The sequence below is a fragment of the Wohlfahrtiimonas chitiniclastica genome, assembly GCF_002252325.1.
Classification (GTDB): Bacteria; Pseudomonadota; Gammaproteobacteria; order Cardiobacteriales; family Wohlfahrtiimonadaceae; genus Wohlfahrtiimonas; species Wohlfahrtiimonas chitiniclastica.
Genome location: NZ_NEFL01000004.1, coordinates 1 through 12879 on the forward strand (window position 1 = coordinate 1; position 12879 = coordinate 12879).

11 protein-coding genes are annotated in these 12879 nt (G+C 44.2%); 4 read left to right on the plus strand and 7 right to left on the minus strand.

Annotated features, from left to right (window positions below; genetic code table 11):
• Positions 1 to 514: 514 nt before the first annotated feature.
• Both B9T10_RS09320 and ygfZ read right to left on the minus strand, forming a co-directional pair.
• Positions 515 to 1543: a 6-phosphofructokinase gene (locus B9T10_RS09320; protein WP_063503900.1), complete on the minus strand. Its 1029-nt coding sequence runs from the start codon at positions 1541 to 1543 to the stop codon at positions 515 to 517.
• 13 nt (positions 1544 to 1556) lie between these two features.
• Entirely contained in the window at positions 1557 to 2234 is a 678-nt protein-coding gene (gene ygfZ, locus B9T10_RS09325; protein ID WP_008315938.1) for a CAF17-like 4Fe-4S cluster assembly/insertion protein YgfZ, read from the minus strand.
• Between the two features lie 142 nt (positions 2235 to 2376).
• Here ygfZ and alr point away from each other — a divergent pair, with 142 nt between their 5' ends.
• Positions 2377 to 3444 (plus strand): alanine racemase, encoded by a 1068-nt coding sequence (gene alr, locus B9T10_RS09330; protein WP_094538332.1) that lies wholly within the window; start codon positions 2377 to 2379, stop codon positions 3442 to 3444.
• Here the strand turns inward: alr and B9T10_RS09335 are convergent.
• Genes B9T10_RS09335 through B9T10_RS09345 form a run of 3 tightly spaced genes read right to left on the minus strand, consistent with a single transcriptional unit; the run spans position 3441 to position 8525 of the window.
• Positions 3441 to 4190 (minus strand): SDR family NAD(P)-dependent oxidoreductase, encoded by a 750-nt coding sequence (locus B9T10_RS09335; RefSeq protein ID WP_094538333.1) that lies wholly within the window; start codon positions 4188 to 4190, stop codon positions 3441 to 3443. The two genes, alr and B9T10_RS09335, sit on opposite strands and share 4 nt — an antisense overlap.
• Positions 4191 to 4225: 35 nt before the next feature.
• Complete coding sequence (gene epmA / locus B9T10_RS09340; protein ID WP_094538334.1) at positions 4226 to 5176, minus strand: EF-P lysine aminoacylase EpmA; 951 nt, start codon at positions 5174 to 5176, stop codon at positions 4226 to 4228.
• 55 nt (positions 5177 to 5231) lie between these two features.
• Positions 5232 to 8525: a FimV/HubP family polar landmark protein gene (locus tag B9T10_RS09345; protein ID WP_094538335.1), complete on the minus strand. Its 3294-nt coding sequence runs from the start codon at positions 8523 to 8525 to the stop codon at positions 5232 to 5234.
• A 220-nt stretch (positions 8526 to 8745) separates the two neighbouring features.
• Here B9T10_RS09345 and B9T10_RS09350 point away from each other — a divergent pair, with 220 nt between their 5' ends.
• Both B9T10_RS09350 and B9T10_RS09355 read left to right on the plus strand, forming a co-directional pair.
• Complete coding sequence (locus tag B9T10_RS09350; protein ID WP_094538336.1) at positions 8746 to 9678, plus strand: 2-hydroxyacid dehydrogenase; 933 nt, start codon at positions 8746 to 8748, stop codon at positions 9676 to 9678.
• A 41-nt stretch (positions 9679 to 9719) separates the two neighbouring features.
• Positions 9720 to 9980, plus strand: a complete 261-nt coding sequence (locus B9T10_RS09355; protein ID WP_008315949.1) for a hypothetical protein — start codon at positions 9720 to 9722, stop codon at positions 9978 to 9980.
• A gap of 28 nt (positions 9981 to 10008) precedes the next feature.
• Here B9T10_RS09355 and rlmB read toward each other — a convergent pair whose 3' ends face one another.
• Together rlmB and fbaA are read right to left on the minus strand one after the other, a co-directional pair.
• Positions 10009 to 10755 (minus strand): 23S rRNA (guanosine(2251)-2'-O)-methyltransferase RlmB, encoded by a 747-nt coding sequence (gene rlmB, locus B9T10_RS09360; protein ID WP_008315950.1) that lies wholly within the window; start codon positions 10753 to 10755, stop codon positions 10009 to 10011.
• Between the two features lie 73 nt (positions 10756 to 10828).
• On the minus strand, positions 10829 to 11905 hold the full coding sequence (fbaA, locus tag B9T10_RS09365) for a class II fructose-bisphosphate aldolase (protein ID WP_008315951.1): 1077 nt from the start codon (positions 11903 to 11905) through the stop codon (positions 10829 to 10831).
• Positions 11906 to 12030: 125 nt separating this feature from the next.
• Here fbaA and B9T10_RS09370 point away from each other — a divergent pair, with 125 nt between their 5' ends.
• Positions 12031 to 12873, plus strand: a complete 843-nt coding sequence (locus B9T10_RS09370; protein ID WP_008315952.1) for a hypothetical protein — start codon at positions 12031 to 12033, stop codon at positions 12871 to 12873.
• The last annotated feature ends 6 nt before the right edge of the window (positions 12874 to 12879 follow it).

Here is a 12879-nt window from a genome sequence, read left to right on the forward strand (position 1 = left end):
ATAAAATATACGCTGGAATTGATTTGGTTCGAAACTTGTATTTCTGTAATCACTTCAATACAAGCTCCCACACAAACCACTTAAGATTAATCTGTTAAAGAACTCGAGGGAGTCAAGTGACTCAACCCCGTGAAGAGCAGGCTATTTTACATGATCTAAATCATTTGTCAACACCTAATTTGAAAAGTTTTTTCAGCGAGGGAGATTTAAACAACTATCTTAACCTCTCAAAACCCTTCAAACTCACCGCTTTTCAGCAGCGCCTCGTTCAGAAGAGGTGCTCATTATAGATAAATTCAGAGAGGTGTCAACACCCTTTTTCAATTAATTTTAAAGTATTTCACAAATAACATATTTAACAATGAGATAGAGCTTGAAAATAATTGAAATTAATTGCATCCAAGCCTGCTTCACAACCATCTACCCTTAGATTTAATGCAATTTTTCATGTTGCTTGATACAAAAAACCCCAATATTTCTTCAATACCGGGGTGATTTTTTCATGCATTGCGCACTAAATGCCCATACATACGCCAATGGATTGCAAAGTTTTCACCATAGAATGATCTCTTGGTAATAATCTTGGACGCCCAGCCACCTTTTCTAAAGGTACAGGAACTAACGCGCCCCCTTGACTGGCCACCATCACACCAGTGATGCCTGCTTTTAAGTATTCAATGGCTTTACTGCCACATTGTGTGGCAAAAATACGATCGCCTGCTGTTGGCGTACCACCACGGCTCACATAACCTAATGTGGTCAAGCGCGCTTCAATGCCAGTCAATTCAGGAATCTGATCCACTAAACGCATCGCTGCCACATGTTTTTTAGGTTTTAAGCCAAGCAATGCATCCTCTTGTGAGATTGCACCTTCTGCCACAACTAATAATGCCGCTTTGTGCTCATAAATTTGTGCTTTTAAGGATTTAACAATCGCTGTTGTTGAATAAGGAATCTCTGGCACCAAACAAATGTCCGCGCCGCCCGCTAAAGCTGCACCGGCTGCCAACCAACCTGCATCGCGCCCCATCACTTCTAAAATCATCAAGCGATGATGGGAATCTGCCGTGGTGCGTAAACGATCAAGCGCCATCACAGACACTTGCACTGCCGTATCATAGCCAAAGGTGATGTCCGTTTGTGCAATGTCGTTATCAATGGTTTTTGGCAACGTCACAATCGGCACGCCTTTTTTCGCCAACTCATAAGAGAAGCGTTGTGTACCATCACCACCTAAACACACCAATGCATCTAATCCTAAGTCATTAAAGCTTTTGACACAGTTTTCAACGGCCTCTTCTGTCCCTTTTGCACGACCGCCACCTCGACCGGTGCCCAAAATCGTCCCACCTAGGCCGATGATTGGGCTCACATCCGCTTTTTCTAGAGGTTTAATGCAGCCTTCGGCTAAGCCTAAAAAGCCATCATGAATACCGGTCACTTTCCATCCTTCTTGGAAAGCTGTCAGTGCCACTGCTCTTAATGCAGCATTTAACCCCTGACAATCACCGCCTGCAGTTAACACACCAATATGTTTACTCATGAACCCTTCCTTTTTATTCGTCTTCATTTTTCCAAACATGGCGAACTGTGATGTCTGTTTCAATTTTTAACGGCTGCACCAATTCAGCAAGCACCAATACTGCCAATGCCTCATCATCTTTCACACACACCACTTCACCCGCCACTTCATTATGGGCATAAATTGTGTCACCAATATTAACGTGTTGCCCATTTAAAGCCACTTGCCCGAGGCGTTTTTTATTTTTACCCAAATCACGTAGGCGCGTCACAATCTCTTGACCAATGTAACAACCTTTACGCGGATGCACACCTTTTAATACATCTAAACTCACCATTTGTGGCACATATTTACCTTGCGTTGCTGCCACAATCCATGGAATGGGTTCACTTGGGATCATTTGCATTGCTTCAGTCTCATCGACATCAGCCACGTCAATGGTCACTTTAGATCTAAACAGATAGCGCTTTAACAGTGTTGCGATCGCTTCGCTGATCTCTTTTGGCAAGTAAAGATCAAAGGTTTCAGAGTCCACGCGATTGATCCAAAACACCGCTTCTAATCGCCCTTTAATATTACATAAACCCGCTAAACCAGAATTGCCTTCATGAGCATATAAATAGTCTAAATGATCCATGTCTGCCGTCAATTGACCATGGAGGAAATTACGGGCATCAATGCCTTTGACCACCAATTTTGCAAATTCCATCATCTTTTCACCTCATTTGTGTTCATCGATTGAGTATCAGTATAGCGGCATTCTACCTTTTGATCGGATAGATTTGCACCCATTTCCTTTTCGTATCATAATCTTTGCGCTTCATGATTATACTAACTACCAAACCGAGGTTAATATGCGTCCGCTAAAAGCTTATCTCTCAAAAAGCGCTTTACTGCATAATGTGGCGTTTTTACAGCAGAAAGCCCCAAACAGTCAATTGTGCACCGTACTCAAAGCCAATGCTTATGGGCATCGCGTGGCATTGATGGTGCCCATTTTAGAACATGTGGTCAACTTCTTTGCGGTCGCCGCGATTGAAGAGGCCGAAACCATTCGCACATTGTCTAACACTCCCATTATTCTACTCGAAGGTGTCTTTGAGCATCATGAATATCATTTATGTGATGAGTTTAATTTTATCCCTGCCATTGGTAATGCACATCAGCTCAATGGCTTATTAGATGCAAAACTCATGAATCCGATTGATGTATTCATCAAAATCAACAGCGGCATGAACCGCCTTGGCATCCGCCCTGAAGAGTTGGGGCATTATTATCAAGCCCTCAAAGACTCAGAGAATGTGAAAAGCATTCAATTGATGACCCATTTAGCGTGCGCCGATGAAGCTGATGACACCAAAACACGCACACAATTGGCATTGATGGCAAATTTACCGCAGCATCTCAGTGCAAGCATTTCAAACTCTGCCAATATTTTTGATGATCAAAAACCTAAGCAATCCATTGTTCGCGCAGGTTTAGCATTATATGGTGCCTCACCCTTTGATGATCAAACCGCTGAAAGCATCGGTTTAAAACCCATTTTAGAATTGCGTTCTAAAATCATTCATGTCAATCACATCAAAGCGGGCGAACATGTGGGTTATGGCGCAACATTCACAGCGCCCCATGATTTACCTGTGGGCGTTGTGGCATGTGGCTATGCGGATGGTTATCCGCGTGAGGTGAGCAAAGAGGCTTATGTGCTCATCGATGGTTATAAAGCCCCAATCATTGGGCGCGTTGCCATGGATATGTTCATGGTGGATTTAAGCGCTGTGCCAGAGTCAAAATGGGATCGCGAAGTCATTTTATTTGGCGAAGCCTTACCGATTGAATATGTCGCTCAATGGGCAGGCACCATTCCCTACACCATCTTCACCCATTTAGCGGCACGCATTCACTTTAATGTGATCGATTAATCATCGTAATGAACTTTAAGGCCAGCGAAGCTTTGGCTCGTTGGCATCACTTCAATGCGGTTAATATTGATGTGTTTTGGCTGGTTTGCGAGCCAAAACACAATCTCCGCAATATCCTTACCGGTTAAAGGCTCAGCTTTATCATACAGTGCTGCCGCTTTATCATCATCCCCTTTAAAGCGCACATTGGAAAACTCTGTTTCCCCACATAAACCGGGTTCCACATTTGTCACACGAATGCGTTTGCCAAATAAATCAGCACGCAAATTTAAACTGAACTGTTTCACAAAAGCTTTTGTGGCACCATACACATTGCCGCCAGCATACGGCCAACTGCCCGCAGTTGAACCCATATTAATGATGTATCCCTCATTTTTTGCCACCATGTGCGGTAAAAAGAGTTGCGTTAAAGAGATGAGCCCCATCACATTGGTGTTCACCATCGTTGCCCAATCCTCAAAATTGGCTTGATCAGCCGTTTCCATGCCAAGGGCTAAACCTGCATTATTGATGAGGATATCCACTTGTCCAAAGGTTTCGATGATCTCATCCACCACTTGTGTGGCGGCTACGCGATCGGCAACATCTAATGTGAAGCCTGTAAATTGCGCTTTTAACTCTGTTTTCAACGCCGCTAAACGTTCTGTGCGCCTTGCAATGCCAATCACATGATGACCATGCGATGCAAACACGCGCGCCATCTCTTGCCCAAAACCTGCCGATACACCTGTAATCACGACATTCATTTGCAACCTCCTAAGTAATTTATGGTGAATGATGCTTAACTCTCTTCAAAGGGAAATAAGATCACATCATTGATGTTATGTGTATTTGTCGCCGCCATCAAGAGGCGATCAATCCCCATGGCAACACCGCTGACCAGCGCTGGCATGCTGGCCATCTCTTGTAAAAAGAGTTCATCGATCGCAACAGGTGCTAAACCATATTGCGTGCGCACTTGATTTTCTGCTTCAAAACGGGCACGCTGTTCGATGGGATCCGTTAATTCCTCATAACCATTGGCCAATTCTAACCCATGCCAATACACTTCAAAGCGTTTGCCAATGGCATTGCCAGCGCAATCTTGGGTGATTTTTGCTAAAGATGCTTGAGAGGCCGGATAACTATGGAGCACCGTGATCACATCAGGATCAAACGTTGGCTCAATGAGGTGGCTCATGATTAAATCTAAATATTCATCTTTCGTTTGCGGTGTAAATGCAAGGGAAACACCCTGCGTTTTTAATACAGCATCCAGCTCTTTCTCAGTTGCCATGAAAGGATTGAGGGCAAGCTTTTCCATAAAGAGCGTCAAATAACTGTATTCCACCACTTCGATGTGCTGCTTTGAGAGCATGCGGATCAAATGAATCACCTCTTGAGTCAATTCAAAAAGATCATAATTCACACGATACCATTCGAGCATCGTGAATTCTGGCGTGTGCCGTGGGCTTAACTCACCATCACGAAATACTTTGCCTAAATAATAGATCGAACCTGATTGATGAGCGAGCAAACGCTTCATGTGATATTCAGGCGAAGTGATCAAATATGTGGTGTGCCGATAGAGCTTCCCCGGACCATTGAATGTGCTCATAAAATTTAACAGTGCCGGATCGCTGTTACCAAATTGACTCATGATGGGCGTATCCACTTCAAGCACTGCATCTTGATGAAAATATTCACGAATGGCGCGCAGCATCTTCGCGCGGCGCATCACCTTCTCTTGCATAATGACCTCAATAAAAAAGCCTAGAATCTTCTAGGCTTTATGTGTTGTAAATGTATTAATTGATCTTACTCAGAAGCGCTTCGGCTCTCGCCACTTGCGATGGATTACCATCACGCACCACCTCTTCTAAAAGCGGTTTGGCCAAACTTGGATCAAAATCAATATAAGCCTCTGCCAATTCTAACTTAATTTGCTCGGACTCATCATCTTCTGATGCTTCAGCCACAGGCACTTCCACCACTTGAACCACAGGCTTTTCAACCATCACCTCTTTTTCAATCACAGTGGGCGCAATCGGTGCAACAACTGGCGCTGCCTCTACGACTGTTTCCACTATAGGCGCAGCAGGCGCTGTTGCCACAGGTTCTGTGATGATCACAGGTTCAGGCGTTGACTCAGTGAATGCTGGAATGTCAATCAACTCAATCTCTTCTAAAGGCTCCATGCCTTCAAATGCATCGACCGTTTCAATCGTTTCAGCAATGGGCGCTTCAAACTCAGATAAATCAAAGCTTGGGAAATCCATTTCATCCACAGCATCCATCATTTGTGGGGCTTCGGCAATTTCTGTATTGGTCACAATCTCTTCTGTGATGATCTCAGGCATGTCCGCAACTTCTGGTACAGCCACAGATTCCACGGTACGAATGTGCTCTAAAGACTCTTCGGCTTTCGCAACATTGTCTTTCACAGAATCGCCAATTGGATCAATGTCTGCAGGCGCACTGAAATCTAAGGATTCTAAGAATTCATGACCGGCTTCATTGTCATCGACATCCGCCACAAAGCTTAAATCTAAATTATGGTCCACTTCTTCGGTGGAAACTTCCATTAAATCGGCAAACTCAATGGCGTCATCTTCTTCAAATTTTGCCAAATCAATCGCTGAAATGTCTGCCACTTGTTCATCATTGGCCAATGTGGTTTGTGCTGTGTCGATCAAATCCCCAAAGCTCACATATTCTGTAATCTCAGCGGTGGGATCATTGTTTTCTTCACTGGCAATCGCTTCAATTGCACCGCTGTCTGAATCTTGTGAAACAAACAATGGATTGTTCTCACCAAAACTCACAGCCTCAGGTTCATCTGATGGCGTGACTTCTTCAACAGCAATGGGATCAAATGCAATCGGCTCAAAATCCATCGCTGGCTCAACCGTTGCCACTGCTGCTTCAACTGCTTCTACCACAGGCTCAGATTCTGCCGGTGCCTCTTCTGTATTGCGACCTGTGAAATCTAACACGCCATCAAATTCTAACGTGTCAAATGTTGGCATCTCTTCAACGCTTTCTGCCTCAGCCTCAGCTTTAGGCGCTTCAAAGCCAGATAAATCAAACTCTAAGCCGCCCATTTCAGGTTCAGCTGCTGCCGCCGTTTCCACTGCTGTGGACGGTATTTCACTGGGCGCATCAAATGAGAAATCAAAATCCAGCGTGTCAAACTCTGCTTCTTGTGGTTTTTCATCTGTTTTAGGTGCAGTTGCCACCGCGGCTGCAGTCACAGCTGCTGCTGGTGCTGCAAAAGAGAGATCAAAATCCAGTGCCGCCATGTCATCTTCAGCATCTTGAGTCGCAGCTGCAGCTTGTGGCTTCTCTTCTGTGAAGGAGAAATCAAAGTCTAAACTTTGGATCTCAGTGCCATCTTTCGCTGGACTTGCCCCTTCTGAACTGAGCACCGCTGCAACTGGCGCAGCAATGGCAGCGGCTGCCGCAGCTTTTGCAGATGCTGATTTCACTTGCGGTGCACCTTTTTTAGGTGTCTCTTCGATGATTTCTTCAGCGATCACCGATTCCTCAGCTGGTGCTTCAGATTTTTTGCCTTTTTTCGCTTTTTTCTCTTTCGGTGCTTTTGGCGCTTTATCGGTTGAACCTTCCCCCGCTTGACGACGACGCATCGCCACAATCGCTAAAATGGCCAACAATAAAATTAATGCACCACCGCCCACGTACATAATGTTGTCAAAAATGATCTCAATGATGCCAGGCTCTTCTTCCGGCTCTTCCACCATAAAGACTTTTGGTTTTGCAGGTGCAACATTGGCCACAGATTCTGTCACCTCAGCCACGCTTGCCGTCACGTTTTCACTTTGTGCAGGTGTTGTCACATCCACCGTTTCAGTGGCAACCGATGCACTCATCTCATCGCCTTGTGCCTCTACTTGTGGCTCAGCGGGTGCAACATCGGCAGGAACATCATTCACAGCTGCAATGGATGGTTCACTCGGTGAAATCACTGTCATGTCATTGGCTGGACTATTGACCGGATGCACCACTTTCACAGGCACTTCATCGGTGACCACAGTTTCAGTGACGGCACCATCATTATCGACAACTTCAGCGGCAACGGCAGCCGGTGCAACATTGGCAGCTGTTGGCGCTAAAGATCCACTGGCAGATGCTGGTGGTGCAGGCAATTCATAAATAAAGCCCACCGCTTCTGTGGTGGCCTCTGCCTTCACAAAATTGTGCTGTTTCTTAGGTGTTTCCACAGGAATGATCAACGTGACATCTGCACGCAATACACCCGCAGGTGTAAAGGCTGAGGGATTGTGTTTTTTGATGATTTCAATCATCTTTTGGGGAGGGATGTGAGCAGGACGCACTTTATTGGCAATGCTCCACATGGTTTCACCCGCTTCAACGGGACCATAACGCTTCACAAGCGCAGGATCAACGGTATTCTTTAAGTGGCTCTGTGCTTTTGGTGCTTTTGCTTCAACTTTTGCAGGTTTGTCCGCTTTTTTATCTGTTGATGCTTTATCAACCTTTTTTTGAGCCTGTTCTGCTTTAACCGCAGCTTTTTCAACAGGCTTTTTCACTTCTGCCACTTTTGGTTGCGTGTCTGCATCTTTCGCATCGGCAACTTTTGGGGCAACAGGCGCCACCACAGGTACATCCGATAATGTCACTTGATTTGTGGATTCAGCCACTTGATCTGCATCCATGCTGACGCCATCGATCTCAATTTCTGCAACCTCCGCAGCAGGTTCCGGGCGAATGTCTAATAAAATCGGCAATTCAAACAATTGGCGGCGATTATTTTCATCGCGGCTTTCAAGCAACAATGTTAACGCTGGGGTTTCCACCTCTTCTGTCGTGGTGACCACCAATTGCTTTTTACCCTCTTCTTCCACCACATTGACGGATAAATCATAAGTGGGAATCGGATGATTTAATCTTAAATACTCCGTGCGCTCCGCAAGTATCACATCCCCTTCCCCGATCACATCTGCCTGTAAGCGCAAAGGCTCATTTAAATAGGAGATGGTTCTTAAGTTCTCAACATCTGCCGCATGCGATAGCCCAAAGACACCTAACAATGCGATGGCCAAAATATTTTTTCTTATCATAGTTTGTTCCGAGTACTCAATATGATTCGTCTCTAACACATTAGAGCGAGTTTTAAAATTTTAAATAACCGCCATTCTAACGAAAATTTTGAAAATCTGTTGTAAAAAATGCCATATTATAACTAACTAAGATCAATTTAATGTCGGTATCATTTCCATACACTACTATAGTGTACGGACAATCACAAAAATATAACCACAACAAGAGGAGGAGAACCTGATGGCTATTTTATGTCTCAGCACAGTATTGCCAAATTTTAACCAATGGATTAAAAATTTACATGCCATTGACCCTACATTAGACCTTCGCACGAAAGACAATCCAGGTGATTTATCCGAAATCACATCCGTATTGGCATGGAAAGCAAATGATGAAGATTTCAAACAACTGCCAAATTTAAAGTTCGTGCAATCAACCGGCATGGGCATTGATCACATTTTAGAGTGCAAAAGCATCCCTGAAGGCACCATCATTGCACGCATTGTGGATCATGATATGAAAGAGCAAATGGCGGAATATGCACTCTATGGTGCGCTTAAAGCTTGCCGCAATATGCAATATTACAATCGTGATCAGGTCAATAAAGAATGGCACATGCGCAGCCGAATTTTGCCACAAGATTTAACCATTGGCGTTCTTGGATTGGGTGAACTTGGCAGTTACGTCGCCAATACATTAAAAGCGTATGGTTTTCATGTGATTGGTTGGAAAAATACGCCACCTAAAGAGAAAGATGCCAGCATTTATCACGGTCAAGATCAATTACCTGAGTTTTTAAGCCAATGCAACATTCTTGTTTGCCTATTGCCATTAACGCCAGAGACGCAACACATTTTAAATCGTGACACTTTTGCGATGTTGCCAAAAGGTGCTTATCTCATCAATCCTGCCCGCGGCGGACATGTTAAAGAAGCTGATTTATTGGAAGCGATTCAAAGTGGGCACATCAGCGGCGCGCTCCTTGATGTGTTTGACACTGAGCCTTTACCGAAGGATCACCCTTTTTGGGATGAAGCGGCCATTGAAATTACGCCACATGTTGCCGCAATGACCAATCCGATCACAGCGAGTGAACAAGTGGCTGAAAACTTTCGCTTAGTGCGCGAAGGAAAGCTGCCGAATAACTTAGTGGATTTAAACCGCGGATATTAACTTATGATATGATGAACGGGTTAAACCATTGCGAGGTCACCATGCTAAAATTTAACACGTTCATCTTTTATCTTGGCATTTTCTTAACGGGCTTAGGGCTTGTGGTGGGCTTGCCGCTCATCATCATTGGCTATCAAGATGTGGGCATGTATTTGACCACCATGATTGCGCCCCTTGGCTTTTTACTCTTTTTCACAGGCTTCATTGGCGCGGTGGCATTGCGTCCACATGAAGAACGCATCAAATCTGATGTGGAATCTCGTCAAAAAGCAGAAAAATACCAACGAACCGTGCCAGATTAATCAAAAACCGCCCATCGGCGGTTTTTTGTTATTTGCGTTTTGTGATGCGCTGACGATGGCTCTCAGACAAGACAGCCCCCGTTGCCACAGAAACGTTCAAACTTTCAATGCGTCCTTCCATCGGAATTTTTAAGAGAAAATCACACGCTTCACGTGTTAAGCGGCGCATGCCTTCCCCTTCTGAACCCATGATGATGGCAAGGGCACCGGTTAAATTCGCTTGATAAATGGTTTCAGTGGCTTCACCGGCTAAACCTGCCAACCAAACGCCGCGCTCTTTTAAATCATCAATGGTGCGCGCTAAGTTTGTCACCTCAATGAATGGCACGCGCTCAGAGCTGCCGCTTGAGATTTTACGCACAATTGGCGTCAATCCACAGGCACGATCTTTTGGCACAATCACTGCATCCACCCCAAAGGCTTCTGCACTTCGTAAACATGCACCCACGTTGTGTGGATCAGTCACGCCATCTAAAATCAATAAAAATGGCGCGGAATTTGCTTCTAATAAATCATGCAAATGATTTTCATTTTTAGCCGATTGCACGCGCACTTCTGCCGCAATCCCTTGATGACGCGCTTCCCCAACTTTGGTTTCCAACATCTTTTGGTTCACCATGTTCACAGGGATTTTTTTATCTTGAATGCGATTTAAAAACGCTTGGGCACGTTTATCTAAGCGTTGATCATTGAGCCAAACCTGTACGACAGAGCCCTCATCAAACGCCGCCTCCACTGCATGAAAGCCATGAATCCACATTGTTGCATTGCTCATCTTTTCACCTTATTCCATTATCATCAGCAAAAAAACCGCACACAGTGCGGTTTTTCATTGGCATTATTGTCAATTAATTGCGGTTCATCGCATTTAATGCTTCATAAGCTTCAAGTACGCGTTCAACCAAAGTCACTTGACCTGCACGCAACCATGCACGTGGATCATAGTATTTTTTATTAGGTTTATCCGCACCTTCAGGATTGCCCAACTGACCTTGTAAATAGTCTTTGTACTCGTTGTAATAACCTAACACGCCTTTCCAAGTTGCCCACTGTGTATCTGTATCGATGTTCATTTTGATCACACCAAAAGAGATTGCATCGCGGATGTCTTGCAAATCAGAACCTGAACCGCCGTGGAATACGAAGTCTAAGCTTTTTGCAGGTAAATTGAATTTTTCAGACACATATTTTTGTGAGTTGTCTAAAATCGCTGGCGTCAAACGCACGTTGCCAGGCTTATAAACGCCATGCACGTTGCCGAAAGAGGCTGCAATCGTAAAGCGTGGGCTGATTTTGATCAATTGTTCATACGCATACGCAACATCAGCAGGTTGTGTGTAAAGCAATGAGTTGTCGATGTCTGTGTTATCTACGCCATCTTCTTCACCGCCTGTGCAACCTAATTCGATTTCAAGCGTCATGCCTAATTTTGCCATGCGCTCTAAATATTGAGCTGACGTTGCAATGTTCTCTTCTAATGACTCTTCAGATAAATCGATCATGTGAGAGGAGAATAATGGTTTACCTGTTTCTTTAAAGAAAACTTCGCCGGCATCTAATAAGCCATCGATCCATGGTAACAATTTTCTTGCTGCATGGTCTGTGTGTAAAATCACAGGGACACCGTATGCTTCAGCCACTGCATGTACATACTTAGCACCTGCAACTGCACCGCGAATCGCCGCTTCATGGCCTTCTAATTTCAATCCTTTACCAATAAAGAATTGAGCGCCGCCGTTAGAGAACTGAATGATCACTGGTGATTTGGCTTTAGCAGCCGCTTCTAACACACCGTTGATGGATTCTGTGTTCACCACGTTCACAGCTGGCAATGCAAAACCTTCTGCTTTTGCGATTTCAAATACTTTTTGTACATCATCACCAAACAATACACCTGGTTTTACTGCATCTAAAATTTTAGCCATTTGATCGATCTCCTAAAATTACTAATCATTTCTCGCCACATTCTAGCACAACAGAAGATTTTTTCGTCATGATAATCTAAACTTAATCCACATAATAATCCGATAAAAAAACCATTGGACATGCCATGAATGACTATTTAGATAATCCAAAGAAAATCCACTCTGACATCATCAATGCACTCAAAGCGATTTCTGTGCTTGTGATTCCTGCGGCGGCGCTGTTTTTGTTCAACATTGCCATTTATGCGTACAAAATGGCATATTTTTCCACCTTTCATCTGCCTTTCATTCCGATTGAATCATCCTTGTGGCTCGATGTGGTGGAGAACAAAACCTTAGTCATTTTACTGCTCACCCTGCTCTTTTTTGCCATTGGCATCATCACAGCGGGCGTTTTTCTATTTCGCCACAGTTTAGAGAAAATCGCCAATCAAGAATTTTCATGGTCATTATTCATCGCAACCTTTGTGCTGCTCAGCCCCTTTATCTTTAGCTTACATGGGCTATCTTTGAGCACCCAAGTGCTGATGATTGTGCTCTATGCTCTCCTGATTCCTTTTTTATTCACCAAGCATTTTCACATAACCTTGCACCATTTAAGCCATCTATTGCCCGAAAAATTTCACATGCAAAAGAAGGAAAAAGCAGTGCTCCATGACATTGCTTTCATCATCCTTGGCATCACCTATTTGTTTGTGATCTTCATCATGTTCATTTTATTGATGGAATCGGTGGCCGGACGCCTTGGCACTTATCATGCTAAAGAGGTGGAGAGCATCATGCGCTCAAAATCTTTTGAGCACCTGCCTGAGCACATCAAAGTTAACGGCACCTCACTGTATTTAGAAGCGTGCGATGCCCGCAAATGTTTGGGCTATCAAGCCATCACCGAAAACAATGAAACTGTGATTCAGCCGAGGTTTTTCACGGTTTATGAGATTGATTTTATTAATCCTGAAGTGTACTGAGCCACA